The organism is Marinobacter alexandrii, from assembly GCF_005871205.1.
GTDB lineage: Bacteria > Pseudomonadota > Gammaproteobacteria > Pseudomonadales > Oleiphilaceae > Marinobacter > Marinobacter alexandrii.
Genome location: NZ_SWKM01000012.1, coordinates 221,579 through 238,174 on the forward strand (window position 1 = coordinate 221,579; position 16,596 = coordinate 238,174).

Sequence of the window (16,596 nt, forward strand, 5' to 3'; positions counted from 1 at the left end):
TCGTTATGGGGCGGTGATGTCGGTGCCGAACCAGTCCTCGGAAATGGCCTTCAGGGTGCCATTGTCCCGCAGGGTTTTCAGGGCGGCGCTCATTTCGTCTCGCAGGGCCCGGCCACGCTCGGTGTCCTTGAACGGATAGGCGTTGGTGATCCGGGAGAAAGTTGGTCCGGCCAACGCCAGCGGCAGCGGCTTTTCCTTGATGATCTGACTGGCACTGACCCGGTCCATCACGAAAGCATCAACCCGGCCCAGGGCGGTATCGCGCTCGATGTTGCTCTCGTAGGTCTTGATGTTGATCTCATCAGCGTAGGGGAGGTCACGCAACAGCGCCTCAAAGTTGGACCCTAGGTTGACTGCGACAGTCTTGCCCTTGAGGTCTTCCACACCGTTGATGTCTTCGTTGCCGGCCTTGGTAACCACCTGGGCACCGTCGTACACGTACGGTTCGCTGAACAGGTAGGCTTTCTGGCGTTCCTCGGTAATGGTGATCTGGTTGGCCACGGTATCGATGCGACCCGCTCCGAGCATGCCGAACAGGCCGGAGAAGGCGGCGGTCTGGTACTCGACCTTACGACCCATCTCTTTAGCGATGGCGTCCATGACGTCCACCTCAAAGCCTTTCAGGGTGTCCTGCTCCACAAAGGTGAAAGGGAAATACTGGCCGGACATACCGACACGGATGGTGTCGTCCTGGGCATGCAGTGCGGTAGATACCAGTGACAGGATCACCAGTGCGGATGCTAGCAGGGTCTTCATAATCTCGTCCTTTCCAGTTGGTTGCCGTGCCGTCGTCAGTGACGATTGCACAGGCGCATGACATTGAAGAGTAGGATCAAATTTGCCAATAGTTTAGCAAGCCCGCTCGGGTCAACCGATACGGGCTTTCCTAGAGGGCGCATTGGCCAGCGTGGCCCGGATCTTCTCCTCCACCAGCCTCAGCCGGTCCTGCTCGGCCGGTGAGTTCGGCCTTGATTCGATGAAGGATCGACTGCTTTGGTGGGTAGAATGGCAGCCGTGCCACTTTGGGCATCAGGTCGGCTTTATCGGGTAATTTCACGGTGCAGGTCCTTGTTGTTTCGGGCGATCTTCCCAAGCCAGCTGGCGATAGTCAAAACCCGGCGCCAGCGAAGGTTTGACGATCTGAAAGAATGGAGACGCATCGAAATCCCGGGGTGTGAACAGGGAATGGTGCCGGATCCGATAGGCGACGCGGGTGCAGTCGGCGCAATCGGGATCGTCCGCCGGCACCATCCGAATCAGCGGCAGGATGGGATAGCGCAAATGCTGGAAGGTTTCAGCCAGGAACGTGGAGCAGATGGCCCGGGTGGGATCGCCACTGCCAAAGGCGAGCAGCCGTTGTCGGTATTGGGTCGGAACCGGTGGTGTGGGTAACAGGTACCGCGCAAGGTCAAATACGTTCTTGAGATCATAGGTGTTACCCAGCCGGCTGAGTGCGAAGGCGGTCAGGCGCTCGATATCTTCAGGGTTCAGGCCCACCGGGCGACAGATCCGGGTATGGCTGTGGCGATAGTACGATAGCGGCAGGGCTCGGATACCCTCCTGCAGGTCTGCTTCGATCAGGACATTGGGTTCACCGGATTCGCTCAATCCGAGGCCGGCATCAACGCCCAGGTACAAGGCGCTGTGGGACCAGGTGGATTGGGTCAGGTATTTGATGGCAACACTGATCCTGGTGTCGCCCTCGACCAGTAACACGTCGGCCGGTTGCAGTGCCAGCTCAAGCTGCCTGTAGGTGGAGGTCGGGATGGAGTTCTCGGTGATCTGTTTGCTCAGATACCTGGCTAGCCGAGCCGACAGCCAGCGAAAAATTCGGCCCATGGTCTCTTGCCCTCGTCAAATCGACGGTTTGCCTCGCATGAATTTGCTGCAGGTTATACTTCTACTCTAGCGGACAGCGCAGTGCCATGCCGGCTGCCCCTCCGGCGTAACAAACCCCGAAGTCAAGTGTCCATGAGGGATGATGGGACCGGTGCACCCGGGCCGGACAATGCGTTGGGAGGTGCCTTATGGACGCACGAAATCAGTGGCTCCGCCGGTTATCGGTGAGAGCTGGGCTCTGGAGATGGTCGTGGTCGCTGGGCCTGTGTCTGATGTTGGGGGCCTCTTGGACACTGGCAGTACAGAAGAATGGGTTCGACCTTGAATCGGCACTGATTCCGATCGAGCAGATTATGCGCGGAGGGCCACCCCGTGATGGCATACCGGCGATACAGCAACCCAGGTTTGAACAACCCGACGGCAGCCAGCCCTGGCAGCCCAATGACCTGATGCTGACTTTTGACGGTACTGACGGCAGCCGGGCCTTTCCCATTGGCATCCTGAACTGGCATGAAATCGTCAACCTGCGCAATCAGGCGCAGCCGCTGGTGATAACTTTCTGCCCGCTGTGCGGCACCGGCATTGGCTTTGATCCGGTGGTCGACGGCCAGCACCTGACCTTTGGCGTCTCCGGCCTGCTGTATAACAGCGATCTGTTGATGTACGACCACCAGACCGAGTCGCTCTGGTCGCAGATTGAGGGACGTGCGGTGTCTGGCCCGCTGGCGGGCAAGGAGTTGCAGCATGTGCCGGTCCGGCACGAGCGCTGGCAGGCGTGGCAGGCACGGGTCGACGGCAATGGGGAAGTGTTATCCACTGACACCGGTTATCGCCGGGATTACCGCAAATCTCCTTACGGCAATTACGATCAGTCGGAGCGGATTTACTTTCCGGTCACTCAGACCAGTCGCAAATACCACCCGAAGACCTGGGTGCTGGGCTGGCGTCACAATGGCGAGACCAAGGCCTGGCCGTTTCCAGAGCTGGCTGAACACCCGGGCGTCGTACGGGACTCGATTGGCGGCAAAGCGGTGACTGTTCACTACGATCCGGATACCCCTTCTGCTGAGCTTCGGGACGCCGACGGTTCGTTGCTGCCGGCCACTCGTGCATTCTGGTTTGCCTGGTACACCTTTCATCCGGAAACAGCGATCTTCGAGAGTAATTAATTTGGCTGCGGTTTGTAATGATTGAGAAAGTCATGTGTCTCACTGATAACCGCCTTATGAGGCGGTTGCGGAGCTTTGAAGCTTCGCCACTAACTCCGTGATCAGGGAGAGATGTCATGACTACAATCCATCCACTTCGACAAGCGATCCGCGCCAGTCAGCAACACCGGCACAGCAACTGGTGGTCGGCGTTACTGGTGACCGCCTTGCTCGCCGGTGGCGGCGGTGTCGCCGCAGCCTGTAACCCGTGTTCACCGTGTAAGGGCAAGTGCGGTGCCAGCCAGCAGTGTAAGGCCGGATGTAATCCCTGCGCTGGCAAGAACCCCTGCGCCAGCAAAAATCCGTGCGCCACCAAAAACCCATGCGCAGTGAAGAATCCGTGCGCGACCAAGGGTTGCAACCCCTGTGCGGTCAAGGGCTGTAACCCTTGTGCCACTAAAGGCTGTAATCCCTGTGCCGCGGCTGGTAAATGCGCTGCGAAACCAAACCCTTGCGCCGCCAAAAGGGTCACTCGACCCGCCGGCTATCAGCCCTATGAGGGCAATCCCTGTGCCCTGGTGGCCATGGGTCAAAAGCTGTTCAACGACACTTCGCTCAGCAGCAACGGCCTGGCTTGCTCCAGTTGCCACAACAATGGTACCGGCTACAACGCCACCTTTGCTGATGCCTATCCGCATTCGGTTGCCATGGCCCGGGATGTCTTTGGCATGGGAATGGTGCACCTCGACGAAATGGTCCAGATCTGCATGGTTCGCCCCATGGCCGCGGAGCCCTTGCCCTGGGATGGCGAGCAGTTGGCGGCGTTAACGGCGTACATGGCGAAGGTACAGACCGAACTGGCGGCAAATCCCTGCGCCCTGAAAGGCGGCAAATGCGGTGCCTGCAATCCGTGTGCGGGCAAGAATCCGTGCGCCACGAAGAACCCATGTGCCACCAAAAACCCATGTGCCACCAAAAACCCATGTGCCACCAAAAACCCATGTGCCACCAAAAACCCATGCGCAGCCAAGAATCCGTGCGCCTCGGCACAACTGAAGGCCCCGGCAGCATCGGCGGCTTGACGGCGGGATGCTTACGGGATCCCGGTGGTGCCTGGCGCAATGTATGCCACGCGCCACCGGAACCGGTGCAATAGAAGATGGAGGCAGGTATGACACAGACAGAATTGATTGAGCTTCAGTCACCGGAGCCGACGGGCCTGAGTGACGAGCAGATCCGCACCAGCCTGGCGGCCACCACCGAGATTCGTGAATGCTACCGGGTGCTGGAAAAAGGCGGCCTGAACATTGTCGGTGAGGTGTTGCGGGGCCAGGGGCAGTTCTACGAGCTGGATCATTACCCTAAGGACGATGTCTTCGATGCCGCCACGGCATCGCAGTACTACTATCACGCCCACCGCAGTGACCATGATGAGCATGGCCATTTTCATCTGTTTCTGCGGAACTCGGCCCTGCCGGCAGAGGCAGAGCCCGTGCTGGGGCCTGTGGGCAATGATCGGGTTGCGCACCTGGTGGCGATTGCCATGGATGCCTGGGGCTTTCCCACGGATCTGTTTGCGGTCAATCGCTGGGTGACCGATGAAAGCTGGCTGGGCGCGGAATCTGTGATCACGGCGTTGGATCGTTTCAATGTCGACCATGCCTACCCGAGCTGGCCGGTCAATCGCTGGCTCACGGCGATGGTGCGGTGCTATCGACCCCAGGTTGAAGCGCTGCTGCGCCACCGCGACCAGGTACTCGCGAATTCCGGCACAGCATCGCTGGCAGAGGTGTTGGAAGATCGCCGTCTGGAAGTAACCGGCACCATTCCGGTTGATCTGGACAGCTGGGCGGCGGCGCTGACCCGCGAGCAGCAGCGACGGGCCCTGTCCTGGTTGCCATCGCCCGAACCGGCACTGGCGAACAAGGCTTAACGGTCCGAATCAGGATCCTCGGTGCGGTGGCTCAAGGCCTCGGTGACGTGATGGTTGATGCGATCGATCACCGACTGTTCGACGCGCGCCGACGAATGCCCCCGCAGCAGTTCGGTGCTCGCCCGCAAATTGCCAATGAACGAGCGACAGTGGCGGCACATCATCAGGTGCATCTGCACGGACAGGCGTCGACCGGTGTTCAGTTCGCCGTCAATATAGTCGCTGGCAATCCCCGCCAGCTCTCGGCACATTAGCATTCGCCGGTCTCCTGAAACGTTTCCACCATCAGAAAGATTTTCTGACGCGCACGATGAAGCATAACCCGTAGGTTAGACGCACTGACATCGAGAATGTTACAGACGTCATCGGACTTATGCTGGTGGGCTTCATACAGGATCAGGGCTGAGCGCTGACTTTCCGGCAGATGGCCAAGGTGCTTGTCGAGGCAGTCGCTCAAGGCGCCGTTTTCCAGCAGGGCGTCGGCGGATTCGTCAAACCGCAGCTTTGGCGGTGTTGCCCAGCGGCCCGAGGCGTTGAACCGGCTGTCCAACTCCGGTTCCAGGCGTTCTGAGAAGTCGGTGGTGATCTCACGGTGGCTGGTTCTCAACTGGTTCTTGCAGCGATTGGCCACAATCCGGTGCAGCCAGGTTTTCAGGCCGGAGCGGCCTTCGAAGCGGCGGATGGCATCAATCACCGTAACCCAGCAGTCCTGCACGATTTCCTCGGCGTTGGCAGGGTCGACATAGTAGCGAGCGACCGCGAGCATGCCGGCGGAGTATGTCGATACCGCTTCGGTAAAGGCGGCCTGTTCACCACGCTTCAGGGCTTCAACCAGTTTGTTTTCATCAGGATCCGGGTGCGCGTTCAAGGTCATTCCCTACCGATTGGTGGTCGTTCAGCCATTGGTCCGCGCTGGGCGGCTCAGGTTCCCCATAAATTGGCCTGAATGTGGATTTTGTTCTCAAGCTTAGATCAGGAACCAGATTTTTGAGGAGATTGTTATTAATTTGTGACCTTTACCGCTACTGACTCACGTACTGTGTATCTATTGCGATTGATATCCGTACGGGAACTTTTTTCCATCGGAACTGTAACAACGGCTCCGCTTTAGGGTCGATGACGTAACCAATGTCTAGCAAAGGATGATGTGATGAACGCGAAAAAGTGGCTGACGATTCTGGCCATTGTGGTGATAGTGGTCGCCTTCTGGAGCAGCGGAGCCCAGGAATATCTGACTCTCGATGCCCTGAAAGCTCACCAGCAAAGCCTGGACGCCTGGATCGTTGACCATGCCTCGATGGCAGTCGGCGGCTATATGTTGGTTTACATTGCGGTGACCGCGCTGTCACTGCCGGGCGCGACCATCATGACCCTCGCCGGCGGTGCGTTCTTTGGTAATGTCTATGGTCTTGCGGCGGTGTCCGTAGCCTCTACTATCGGCGCCTCCATTGCTTTTCTGGTGGCCCGCTTCCTGGCCCGCGATACGCTGCGGGAAAAATACGCCAGCACGGTGGCGCGAATGGATCGGGGCATCGAAAAAGACGGCGCCTTCTACCTGGCCACCCTGCGCCTGGTGCCGGCCTTCCCGTTCTTCCTGATCAACATTGCCATGGGCCTGACTGCCATGAGGCTGCGCACCTATGCGCTGGTTAGTTGGGCCGCCATGTTGCCGGGTACCTTCGTGTACGTGAACGCGGGCACCCAGCTGGCGCAGATTGAGTCCACCGGTGACATCGTTTCTGCCGATCTGTTGCTGTCATTTGCCCTGCTGGGCCTGTTCCCGCTGATTGCCAAATTCGTGGTGGGCTTTATCCGTCGGCGCCGGGTGTACTCGGGCTGGCAGAAGCCGGCCTCGTTCGATTACAACCTGCTGGTGATTGGTGGTGGTTCCGCCGGTCTGGTGTCGGCCTACATCGCCGCCGCGGTGAAGGCCAAGGTGGCGCTGATTGAGCAGCACAAGATGGGGGGCGACTGCCTGAATACCGGCTGTGTGCCGTCCAAGGCGCTGATTCGCAGTGCCAAGGCCGCCGATACCCTGCGCCATGCCAACCGCTATGGCCTGGAAGCGGTGCCGGTGAAAGGCTCGTTCAAGTCCATCATGGACCGGGTGCAGAATGTCATTGCCAAGGTTGAACCCCACGATTCACCGGAGCGTTACCGGAAACTTGGCGTCGACTGCATCTCCGGCCACGCCAGTTTCGTATCTCCCTGGGAGTTGGAAGTCACCCACAGCGATGGCCATACCGAGCGTCTGACCGCGCGCAGCATTGTCGTCGCTACCGGTGGCAAACCGGCGATGCCACCGATTCCCGGCCTGGCCGAGATGGAACCGCTGAATTCCGACAACCTCTGGTCCCTGGAAACCCAGCCGGAACGGTTACTGGTACTGGGTGGCGGGCCGATCGGCTCGGAACTGGCCCATGCCTTTGCCCGCCTCGGTAGTCAGGTGGTTCAGGTGGAGATGGCGGATCGGTTACTGATGAAAGAGGACAGCGATGTCTCCGCCCTGATCAAGAGCCAGTTTGAGCAAGACGGTATCGACGTGCGCCTGGGTCATGCGGCCAAGGAATTCGCCATCGAAGACGGCGAGAAGGTGGTTTACTGCGAGCACGCGGGTGAGCGGGTGCGGATTGCTTTTGATCAGGTCCTGGTCGCTGTGGGACGTGCGGCCAATACCCGGGATCTGGGTCTGGACAAGATCGGCGTTGAAACCCTGCCCAACGGCACGGTGCCGGTGGAAGAAGATATGAGCATGCGCTACCCGAACGTGTTTGCTTGTGGCGATGTGGCTGGCCCCTATCAGTTCACCCACGCCGCTGCGCATCAGGCCTGGTACGCCGCGGTGAACGGTCTGTTTGGCCAGTTCAAGCGTTTCCAGGTGGATTACCGGGTGATGCCCTGGGTGACGTTTACCTCACCGGAGGTGGCCCGGGTTGGTCTCAGCGAGGCGGAAGCCAAGGAGCAGGGCGTTGCTTACGAGGTGACCCGATACGGCCTGGACGATCTCGATCGCGCCATTGCTGAAAGTGCCGATCATGGCTTTATCAAGGTGCTGACCCAGCCGGGCAAGGACAAGATCCTGGGCGCGGTGGTGGTTGGCACCCATGCCGGTGAAATCCTGGCGGAGTTTACCCTGGCCATGAAGCATGGCTTGGGGCTGAACAAGATTCTGGGGACCATCCATCCCTATCCTACCTGGAATGAATCGGCCAAGTTTGCCGCCGGGGAATGGAAGCGGGCCCACGCGCCTCAGGGTGTGTTGAATCTGCTGGAAAAACTGCACGGCTGGCGCCGTGGCAAAGACACCAAGGAATCTCGGAGCGTATATGCCCCTGACTGAAATACGGCCGACCCGGAAGCGCATTCCGGCGGTTGAAGTGCTTGAACCCAGAGCGCGGGATAGCTGGACCCACACCCGAAACGGCGATCCGCGCGGCTACATCGACGCCGATCGCCTGAAGGAGTTGTGGATCCACACTGGCACGGCCTGCAATCTGGCGTGCCCGTTCTGCCTGGAAGGTTCACACCCGGGCGATGGCCGTATTCCGGGCATGAAACTCAGCGATGTGAAGCCGTTTATCCATGAAGCGCTGGATATGGGGGTGGAGCAGTTGTCGTTCACCGGCGGCGAGCCGTTCGTGATCCGGGATTTCGTCAATATCCTCGATTACGCCAGTCAGCACCGACCCTGTTTCGTACTGACCAACGCCACCGAGCCTTTGCTCAAGCGTCGGCACCAAATCCTGCCCCTGCTGGATAACCCCTACCCGATTCATTTCCGGGTCAGTCTTGATTTCCCCAGCCGGGCCCGCCACGACAAGGATCGCGGCGATGGCAGCTTCGATCAGGCGCTGGAGGGTATTCAGTGGTTGCTGGAACAGGGCTTCAAAGTGTCCGTTGCCCGCCAGACCGATCCGGATGAGATTCCGGCGGAAGTGGAGGCGGAATTCCGCGCCATTTTCCGGGAGTGGAGCATTGCCGAAGACCTGGCCTTTACCGCGTTTCCGGATCTTGGCACGCCAGGATCCGAGGACGGCAGTCCGGAAATCACCGAGACCTGCATGGAGAAGTTTCCGACCAAAGACAGCCGGGGTCACTTTATGTGCACTTATACCCGGATGCTGGTGAAGAAGGGTGACCAGGTTCGGGTTTATGCCTGCACGCTGGTGGATGATGATCCGCAGTACGATTTGGGCGGTACGCTGGCCGAGAGCATGGATGAGCGGATTATGTTGCGGCATCACCGGTGTTTTTCCTGTTACCGGTTTGGGGCGAGTTGTTCGGCGCCCGGCTGATAACTGCAGCCTGCTAGTTGGGCATTGGCGGTCTGCGGGGCGGGAACTTTTCTTCTTGGGAAAAGAACTCGCTTCGCTCAGACACCTTTTCCTGGCGGAGAAAATGCCCCGCCCCACAGACCGCGTCGACTGATGTGCGGTTTTCTAAATACAAGAGTGGACGTTTGAGATGACAACTTTTGAAGGCGCCCTGTTCTGGGGCTTTTTGGTGGTGTACGGCGTTGTGATGTACGTGCTGTCGCCCAAGAGCAAGAATGCCAATTCGTTTTACAAGGGCGCCGATGATCAGGGTAATCCGGTTGGTCAATGGTCACTGACGGCCAGTATCTTCATCAGCTGGATTTTCGCCAAGTCCGTTACCAATGCCGCTAACCTGGGTGCCGCCTACGGGGTGACCGGGGGCCTGGCTTACGCCAGTTACTGGTTGTCGATTCCGGTGGCCGGCTACATCATCTACCTGATCCGGACCCAGACCGGGGCCCGGTCGCTGCAGGATTTCCTGACCTCACGGTTCGGGCGGCTGGCGTCACTGGCGTTTGCCGCGGCGATTTTGATCCGGTTGTACAACGAGGTCTGGAGTAACACCGCCGTGGTAGGTGGTTACTTTGGCCTGCCGGGGCAGTGGGAGTACTACGTCTCGGCGATGCTGTTCACCCTCTTCACCCTGGCCTACAGCCTGAAGGGTGGGCTGCGGTCGTCGATCTTCACCGATGTGATTCAGGCGGTAGTGTTCGTGTTCTTTGTCGGGGCCGTGTTGTTCCTGATCATTCCTGCCAACGACACCAGTGCCCTGCTCAGCAACGGCGAGTTCCGGCTGGATGCCGGTTTTGACCTGTTGTTGGTCGCGCTGCTGCAGATGTTCAGCTACCCGTTCCACGATCCGGTCCTGACCGACCGGGGCTTCGTGAACAAGGAAAAGACCATGCTGAAGAGTTTTGTGGTGGCGGGTCTGCTGGGTTTTGTTGCGGTCTTTATCTTCAGTCTGGTGGGCGTGCACGCCCGTCTGAACGGCATCGACGCCATGGGCAATGCCCCGGCCGCGGTGGGTCAGTCGCTGGGTCTGGCGGCGCTGTTCTTTATGAGTGTGGTGATGATGACTTCGGCCGGCTCGACGCTGGATTCCACGTTTACCTCGCTGGCCAAATCGCTGGCGGTGGATCTGCCTCGTCTGGCGCGTCGGGCCAAGGACCGGCTGCCCAGTATCCGGGTTGGCGCGGTGGTGATGGTGATCTTCGCCTTCGCCGGCAACCTGCCGATGTTTGCCGGTACCGATATCCTCAAGGCAACCACCATCTCCGGCACCATGGTGATGGGGTTGGGCCCGGTGTTCCTGTTTTACGGCTTTACCCAGTGGTCGCCGTGGAGTTTCCACCTCAGTTTCTGGACCGGGCTGACGCTGGGGGTGTTGCTGGCGGTAGGGCTGATTCCGGCCAGTTGGGCCATTGGTGAAGGCAAGTACGCCATGTTGCTGGGCGTGAACGCCTACGGCTTCCTGATCTGCACCGGTGGTTTCTTCCTGCCCCTGGTGCTGCGTCGACTGGCCGGTCGCTCGCTCGCAGCTGGGGAGGCCTGAGGCCGCACTATGACCGAAGGTCGAAGTTGTCCGCTGGCGTACCGGTATCGGGCCGACCATTTGTGCGCTGAGCCAATACCGGTGTCGGAAGACGTGGTCTACGTTATCGGCGGTCTGTACGGCAATCCCCATGCCCTGACCGAGATCGAGCGCATGGCCCGGTCTGAGGAGCGGGCCGGACGTCGGGTGCGGTTGGTGTTCAATGGCGATTTCAACTGGTTCAACGCCAGTGATGAGCTGTTCCAGGACATCAACCGTCGGGTGCTCCGGCATAGCGTCAGCCTGGGCAATGTCGAATTTGAGCTGGCCAACCCCAGCGCCGAGGCCGGGTGTGGTTGTGCCTACCCGGAATTTGTTGACCAGGGTGTGGTGGAGCGTTCAAACCGGATCATGACCCGGCTTCAGGCGATAGCTTCCGGCCACCCCGAGCTCCAGGATCAGCTTTCGCGTCAGCCCCGCCACCTGTGCCTGATGTTTGGAGGCCTAAAGATTCTCGTTGTGCACGGTGACCCGGACTCCCTGGCCGGCTGGGGTCTGGCCCATGAGGCCTTCAGTGCCGGTAACGACTCTGCGGTGCAGGCCTGGCTCCAGGCCACGGATGCGGATGTCATTGCCTGCACCCATACCTGCCTGCCGGTACTCTGGTCGGGACGGGTTGGTGAGCGGGCGCGAACGGTGGTCAATAACGGGTCGGCCGGCATGGGCAATTTACGCGCCGATACCCGTGGTCTGATTACCCGCATCAGCACCGGAGCCCCCGCAGATAACGCTGTTGTAGGCCATGATCAGGGCAGTATCGAAGTCTCTCTGGTGCCCGTGGCCTTTGATGTCAAGGCCTGGCTGCCACAGTTTGATACGCTTTGGCCGGCTGGTTCAGATGCCGCTCAGTCGTACCGGTCCCGCATTGTTCAGGGCACGTCCCTGGCGCCGGAGCAGGTGGTTTTTCATTCGGTCGTTTAACCAATTTGTCACTGGCGAAAGCGACAATCCGGACTATTCTGAGAAGATGAATGCGGGGGCCGCAGGTTGGTTCAGCAAAGTGCCGACTTGATATATATTTTGTGGTCTATATAATTCTGCACTAACTTTTTAAGACAAAAAGATCACGCTATGACATCTGAAGGATCGAATACCACCGCCATCACCCTCCGCGTACCGGTGAAGGATGATGGCTTCCGTCTACATCAGCTGGTGGCAGAATGCCCTCCGCTGGACTCCAATTCGATTTACTGCAACCTCTTGCAGTGCAGCCACTTTGCCGAAACCGGCGTGGCCGCGGAGAAGGAAGGCGATCTGGTCGGCTTTATCTCCGGATACATCCCTCCCCAACAGCCCGAGACCGTGTTTGTCTGGCAGGTGGCCGTTCACGAGAAAGGTCGTGGACAAGGCCTGGCCAAGCGGATGCTGAAAGAAATCGTTGGCCGTGATGCGTGCAAAGCTGTGACGCACATGGAAACGACGATCACCGCTGACAACGAGGCTTCCTGGGCGCTGTTCCGCTCATTCGCCCGTGATCTGGGAGCCGAGCTCACCTATCACGAGCACTTCGAGAAAGAGACCCACTTTGGTGGGCAGCATGATTCCGAATTCCTGCTGCGCATCGGGCCCTTCACGAAGCCTGTCTGAGAGCCCTGGTCCACCACGCCGGCCCCCGGCCGGTCGTGAGCGACTGTGAGACTGTGTATGGACAAGCTGGCAGACCGCTGAGGTAGGTCTGTCATTTGGCTTTAACCAACGCACGGTGGGTTTTATTGCGATCAGCACTTTACTGTCTGATGCACTGCTTGACTGGACCCCCGCGCATTTACCTCGAACCTTATATGCTAAGAGGCGGAAACAATGGAAATTTTTAAGTCCACTGAATCAGAAGTACGCGTATATAGCCGTGCCTTCCCGGTGATTTTTAATCGTGCGAAGAACGCGCACCTGTACACCGAGGATGGCAAGGAATACCTGGACTTTCTCGCGGGTGCCGGTTCCCTGAACTACGGGCACAACAACGATATCCTGAAGAAGGCGCTGCTTGAGTACATTGAGGCAGACGGCGTCAGCCAGGGCCTGGACATGTTCACCACGGCCAAGCACGACTTCATCGAATCGTATAAGAAGCACATCCTCGACCCCCGTGGTCTGGACTACAAAATGCAGTTCACCGGCCCGACCGGCACCAACTGTGTTGAAGCCGCGCTCAAGCTGGCTCGCAAAGTAAAAGGCCGGAACGGCATCATCTCGTTCACTAACGGCTTCCACGGTGTGACCATGGGCGCGGTAGCGGCCACAGGTAACAAGCACCATCGCGGCGGTGTTGGCACCCCGCTGGGTAACGTCGATTTCATGTTCTACGACGGCTACCTGGGCGAAGACGTCGACAGCCTGGAGATCATGGACAAGCTGCTGTCTGACGGCTCGTCCGGTTTCGAACTGCCGGCGGCAGTGATTGTTGAAGCAGTACAGGGCGAGGGCGGTCTGAACGCCTGTCGTGCCGAGTGGCTGAAAGGCCTGTCCGATCTTTGTAAGAAGCACGATATTCTGCTGATTCTCGATGACATCCAGGCGGGTAACGGTCGTACCGGTGAGTTCTTCAGCTTTGAATTTGCCGGCATCAAGCCGGACATCGTCACGGTTTCCAAGTCCCTGAGTGGCTACGGTCTGCCGATGGCGCTGGTGCTGTTCAAGCCGGAGCTGGATGTCTGGGATCCGGGCGAGCACAACGGTACCTTCCGTGGTAACAACATGGCGTTCATCACCGCCCGTACTGCGGTCGAGACCTACTGGAAAGACGACGAATTCGCCAACGAGGTGAAAGCCAAGACCAAAGTTCTCGGCGATGCCCTGCAGGCGATTTGCGACAAGTATCCCGGTCAGTTCAAAATGAAAGGCCGGGGTCTGATGCGCGGCATTGAGGCAAAGAACGCTGATCTGACCGGTGCGATCACCAAACGCGCGTTTGAGCGTGGCCTGATCATTGAGACCAGTGGTCCGAACGATGAGGTCATCAAGTGTCTGATGCCGTTGACGACCAGCGAAGACGATCTGAAAAAAGGCGCCGAACTGCTGGCGGAAAGTATTGACGAGATCGTGCAGGAGGGGGTCAGCGAGGCGTCGTAAGACGCTCCGCCCCGGCCGGCCCAGATCTTTCAAACTGCAGGATAGCGAAGGCAAACCTATGACTACGCAACAGCACACCGTTGAGAAAATCGGCGGCACCTCGATGAGCAATTACGAGGCTGTCCGAGACAACATCATTATTGGTAATCGCAGCAAGGACGAGCTTTACCAGCGTATTTTCGTGGTATCCGCCTACGGCGGTGTTACCAACGAGTTGCTGGAGCACAAGAAAACGGGCGAGCCAGGGGTGTATGCCCTGTTTGCCGATGCCGAGTCAGACTGGGCTTGGGGCGATGATCTCACCAAGCTGGTGAAGTTCCTCACCGACCTGAACGGTGACCTGTTTGAAGATCCCATGCTCAAGCAACAGGCCGACCAGTTCATCACCGACCGGATCGAAGGCGTTCGGGGTTGCCTGATCGACCTGCAGCGGCTGTGTTCATATGGTCAGTTTCAGCTTGAGGAACATCTGCTGACGGTACGCGAGATGCTCGCGGGTATCGGCGAGGCCCACAGTGCCTTTAACACCGCGCTGAAGCTGCAGCAGGAAGGCATCAACGCGCGGTTTGTGGACCTGACCGGTTGGCGTGACGCCGAGCTGCTGCCCCTGGATCAGAAGCTCAAGCAGGCGTTCGACGCCGTCGACCTGACCCGGGAATTGCCGATCGTTACCGGCTATGCCCAGTGTAAGGAAGGTCTGATGCGGACCTTTGACCGTGGCTACAGCGAGATGACGTTCAGCCGTGTGGCGGTGATCACCGAAGCCCGGGAAGCGATCATTCACAAGGAATATCACCTGAGTTCCGCCGATCCCAACATTGTCGGTGGGGACAAGGTGGTGCCGCTGGGTCGTACCAACTACGACGTTGCTGACCAACTTGCCAACTTGGGCATGGAAGCGATCCACCCGCGAGCCGGCAAGGGCATGCGCCAGAATGAAATTCCGCTGCGGGTGATGAACACCTTCGAGCCCGAGCACACCGGTACCCTGATCACCGGCGATTACGTCAGTGAGACGCCCCAGGTGGAAATCATTGCCGGCGCCAAGGGTGCGTTTGCCATCGAGGTGTTCGACCAGGACATGCAGGGTGAGCCCGGTTCCGATCGCCGGATTCTGGATGTGCTCAGCCGCCTGAAAGTGCGCTTCATGGCCAAGGACACCAACGCCAATACCATCACCCACTATGTGGGTAGCACGCTCAAGCACGTGAAGCGGGTGGTGCGCGCACTGAAGGAAGAGTTCCCGAACGCTGAAATCAGCACCCGCAAGGTGTCGCTGGTGTCTGCGATTGGCAGTGACATCAAGGTGCCGGGTATTTTGGCCCGGTCGGTGAAGTCGCTGGCGGACAACGAGATCAGTGTACTGGCGATTCACCAGTGCATGCGTCAGGTGGATATCCAGTTTGTGGTGGATGAGGATCACTACGAGAAGGCCATTGCGGCCCTCCATGAAGTTCTCATCGAGCCGCACAACCATGAATATGCCATCGTCGCGGCCTCGATCGAGTAACCGCCTTTGCACAAAAAAGCCCGGCCGCTATGCGGTCGGGCTTTTTTGTTTTCAGGCCCTTTATTCCTGCCGACAACGCCGGCTCCGGCGCTCCCTGTTGATAAATCCATCAGTGCCCTCTGGACGTATTCTCTTTAAATTTCTGACCGGTACCAAAGCTATGCGTAAGACCGATAAGCTGGGACCGTCTCCGACTACGGCCAACGATGGCGAAAGGGATTCCCTGGTTGGGTTGTACTTCAGGGATGCGTCCCGGTATGAACTCTTAACCGACGTGGCAGAGCGCCGCCTCTGTCGCAAACTGATCTTGTGCTACCGCATTCTCAGCACCGAACTGGCACTGCCGGAGGATACGCCCCAGACCTTCAGGGCGGTCGTCGGCAGTCTGGGCGACGCCTGCGCCTTCTCAACGCGCAGCCGTCGGGCCTTTCATCTGGCCACCGCCTGTCGCCGCAAGCTGATCCAGAGCAACCTGAGGCTGGCGGTGCACATAGCTCGGCGCTATTACCAGTACGGTATTCCGATGTCGGATCTGATCCAGGACGCCAATGTTGGTCTGATCAAGGGTGCCGAACGTTTTGATCCCACCAAGGGCTTCCGGTTTTCAACGTATGCTTACTGGTGGATCAGCGAGGAAGTGAAGCGCTGCCTGCAGCGGGGCAACCGCCTGGTGCATACTCCGGAGAACGTCATCGACGAGATCCGGCAGTTGCAGAAGGTTTCTCTGGGCATGCATCAGAATCTGGGCCGCACGCCGTCGCAATCGGAGCTGGCTCAGGAGATGGAAGCGTCACCGTCGCGAATCGGTGAACTCAGGGCCCTGGCGCTGCGTGAGATATCCACAGACGTGCCGTTGATTGAGGACGGCTCGGTAACCCTGGGTGACAGTCTGGAGAGTGACGAGCAGGCCGCGCCAGATCATCCAATGTCCGAACGCGACAACACCCGCACTTTGACGGCGATGTTAAGTGCGCTTACTGATCGGGAAAAGGCGATCCTGTCGCGCCGCTATGGCTTGGGCCTGCCTGAGCCGGACACGCTTCAGGTCATCTCTGACGACCTGGGCATCAGCCGGGAGCGAGTGCGCCAGATCGAAAAAGCCGCGCTGAAAAAGCTGCAAGCCAGCTTCAATGGAGTGGATAATCTGTTGAGTGCCTGAGGGAACAACAAGCCGGTAAGGGCGAGGCGGC

15 protein-coding genes are annotated in these 16,596 nt (G+C 58.9%); 11 read left to right on the plus strand and 4 right to left on the minus strand.

Annotation, left to right across the window (positions count from 1 at the left end; genetic code table 11):
* Window positions 1-3: 3 nt before the first annotated feature.
* Window positions 4-756, minus strand: a complete 753-nt coding sequence (locus FCS96_RS08020; RefSeq protein ID WP_138439840.1) for an amino acid ABC transporter substrate-binding protein — start codon at window positions 754-756, stop codon at window positions 4-6.
* 297 nt (window positions 757-1,053) lie between these two features.
* Window positions 1,054-1,839 carry a C40 family peptidase gene (locus FCS96_RS08025; protein WP_138439841.1) on the minus strand — a complete coding sequence of 262 codons (786 nt, stop codon included), beginning with the start codon at window positions 1,837-1,839 and terminating at the stop codon, window positions 1,054-1,056.
* A gap of 188 nt (window positions 1,840-2,027) precedes the next feature.
* On the opposite strand from FCS96_RS08025, the gene FCS96_RS08030 reads away from it, so the two are divergent.
* From FCS96_RS08030 to FCS96_RS08040, 3 genes are all read left to right on the plus strand, one after another.
* Window positions 2,028-3,008, plus strand: coding sequence for a DUF3179 domain-containing protein (locus FCS96_RS08030; RefSeq protein WP_138439842.1), 981 nt, complete (start codon window positions 2,028-2,030; stop codon window positions 3,006-3,008).
* Between the two features lie 116 nt (window positions 3,009-3,124).
* Window positions 3,125-4,069, plus strand: a complete 945-nt coding sequence (locus FCS96_RS08035) for a cytochrome c peroxidase (protein WP_138439843.1) — start codon at window positions 3,125-3,127, stop codon at window positions 4,067-4,069.
* A gap of 89 nt (window positions 4,070-4,158) precedes the next feature.
* Window positions 4,159-4,920, plus strand: coding sequence for a DUF6969 family protein (locus FCS96_RS08040; RefSeq protein ID WP_212747058.1), 762 nt, complete (start codon window positions 4,159-4,161; stop codon window positions 4,918-4,920).
* Here FCS96_RS08040 and FCS96_RS08045 read toward each other — a convergent pair.
* The gene (locus tag FCS96_RS08045; protein ID WP_138439844.1) at window positions 4,917-5,177 is read right to left on the minus strand and encodes a zf-HC2 domain-containing protein; all 261 of its coding nucleotides are present in this window, start codon (window positions 5,175-5,177) and stop codon (window positions 4,917-4,919) included. The two genes, FCS96_RS08040 and FCS96_RS08045, sit on opposite strands and share 4 nt — an antisense overlap.
* Window positions 5,171-5,794 carry an RNA polymerase sigma factor gene (locus FCS96_RS08050; protein ID WP_138439845.1) on the minus strand — a complete coding sequence of 208 codons (624 nt, stop codon included), beginning with the start codon at window positions 5,792-5,794 and terminating at the stop codon, window positions 5,171-5,173. The genes FCS96_RS08045 and FCS96_RS08050 overlap by 7 nt, the downstream gene beginning before the upstream one ends.
* Before the next feature lie 276 nt (window positions 5,795-6,070).
* Between FCS96_RS08050 and FCS96_RS08055 the strand changes: the two genes are divergently transcribed.
* The 8 genes from FCS96_RS08055 to FCS96_RS08090 all read left to right on the plus strand — a co-directional run bounded on the left by FCS96_RS08055 (window position 6,071) and on the right by FCS96_RS08090 (window position 16,565).
* Window positions 6,071-8,260: an FAD-dependent oxidoreductase gene (locus FCS96_RS08055; protein ID WP_138439846.1), complete on the plus strand. Its 2,190-nt coding sequence runs from the start codon at window positions 6,071-6,073 to the stop codon at window positions 8,258-8,260.
* Window positions 8,247-9,215: a radical SAM protein gene (locus tag FCS96_RS08060; protein WP_138439847.1), complete on the plus strand. Its 969-nt coding sequence runs from the start codon at window positions 8,247-8,249 to the stop codon at window positions 9,213-9,215. The genes FCS96_RS08055 and FCS96_RS08060 overlap by 14 nt, the downstream gene beginning before the upstream one ends.
* Window positions 9,216-9,384: 169 nt before the next feature.
* Window positions 9,385-10,788, plus strand: coding sequence for a sodium:solute symporter family transporter (locus FCS96_RS08065; protein ID WP_138439848.1), 1,404 nt, complete (start codon window positions 9,385-9,387; stop codon window positions 10,786-10,788).
* 9 nt (window positions 10,789-10,797) lie between these two features.
* A complete protein-coding gene (locus tag FCS96_RS08070) occupies window positions 10,798-11,748 on the plus strand; it encodes a metallophosphoesterase family protein (protein WP_138439849.1) in 951 nt (316 codons plus the stop codon).
* A gap of 150 nt (window positions 11,749-11,898) precedes the next feature.
* A complete protein-coding gene (gene ectA / locus FCS96_RS08075) occupies window positions 11,899-12,414 on the plus strand; it encodes a diaminobutyrate acetyltransferase (RefSeq protein WP_138439850.1) in 516 nt (171 codons plus the stop codon).
* A gap of 213 nt (window positions 12,415-12,627) precedes the next feature.
* Entirely contained in the window at window positions 12,628-13,896 is a 1,269-nt protein-coding gene (gene ectB / locus FCS96_RS08080; protein WP_138439851.1) for a diaminobutyrate--2-oxoglutarate transaminase, read from the plus strand.
* A 58-nt stretch (window positions 13,897-13,954) separates the two neighbouring features.
* On the plus strand, window positions 13,955-15,406 hold the full coding sequence (locus FCS96_RS08085) for an aspartate kinase (protein WP_138439852.1): 1,452 nt from the start codon (window positions 13,955-13,957) through the stop codon (window positions 15,404-15,406).
* Window positions 15,407-15,566: 160 nt separating this feature from the next.
* Window positions 15,567-16,565: a sigma-70 family RNA polymerase sigma factor gene (locus FCS96_RS08090; RefSeq protein ID WP_138439853.1), complete on the plus strand. Its 999-nt coding sequence runs from the start codon at window positions 15,567-15,569 to the stop codon at window positions 16,563-16,565.
* Window positions 16,566-16,596: the final 31 nt, after the last annotated feature.

Bases quoted from the DNA above. Each gene is read 5' to 3' on its own strand.
- FCS96_RS08020 (WP_138439840.1), bottom strand. From the start codon at position 756: ATGAAGACCCTGCTAGCATCCGCACTGGTGATCCTGTCACTGGTATCT.
- FCS96_RS08025 (WP_138439841.1), bottom strand. From the start codon at position 1,839: ATGGGCCGAATTTTTCGCTGGCTGTCGGCTCGGCTAGCCAGGTATCTG.
- FCS96_RS08030 (WP_138439842.1), top strand. From the start codon at position 2,028: ATGGACGCACGAAATCAGTGGCTCCGCCGGTTATCGGTGAGAGCTGGG.
- FCS96_RS08035 (WP_138439843.1), top strand. From the start codon at position 3,125: ATGACTACAATCCATCCACTTCGACAAGCGATCCGCGCCAGTCAGCAA.
- FCS96_RS08040 (WP_212747058.1), top strand. From the start codon at position 4,159: ATGACACAGACAGAATTGATTGAGCTTCAGTCACCGGAGCCGACGGGC.
- FCS96_RS08045 (WP_138439844.1), bottom strand. From the start codon at position 5,177: ATGCTAATGTGCCGAGAGCTGGCGGGGATTGCCAGCGACTATATTGAC.
- FCS96_RS08050 (WP_138439845.1), bottom strand. From the start codon at position 5,794: ATGACCTTGAACGCGCACCCGGATCCTGATGAAAACAAACTGGTTGAA.
- FCS96_RS08055 (WP_138439846.1), top strand. From the start codon at position 6,071: ATGAACGCGAAAAAGTGGCTGACGATTCTGGCCATTGTGGTGATAGTG.
- FCS96_RS08060 (WP_138439847.1), top strand. From the start codon at position 8,247: ATGCCCCTGACTGAAATACGGCCGACCCGGAAGCGCATTCCGGCGGTT.
- FCS96_RS08065 (WP_138439848.1), top strand. From the start codon at position 9,385: ATGACAACTTTTGAAGGCGCCCTGTTCTGGGGCTTTTTGGTGGTGTAC.
- FCS96_RS08070 (WP_138439849.1), top strand. From the start codon at position 10,798: ATGACCGAAGGTCGAAGTTGTCCGCTGGCGTACCGGTATCGGGCCGAC.
- ectA (WP_138439850.1), top strand. From the start codon at position 11,899: ATGACATCTGAAGGATCGAATACCACCGCCATCACCCTCCGCGTACCG.
- ectB (WP_138439851.1), top strand. From the start codon at position 12,628: ATGGAAATTTTTAAGTCCACTGAATCAGAAGTACGCGTATATAGCCGT.
- FCS96_RS08085 (WP_138439852.1), top strand. From the start codon at position 13,955: ATGACTACGCAACAGCACACCGTTGAGAAAATCGGCGGCACCTCGATG.
- FCS96_RS08090 (WP_138439853.1), top strand. From the start codon at position 15,567: ATGCGTAAGACCGATAAGCTGGGACCGTCTCCGACTACGGCCAACGAT.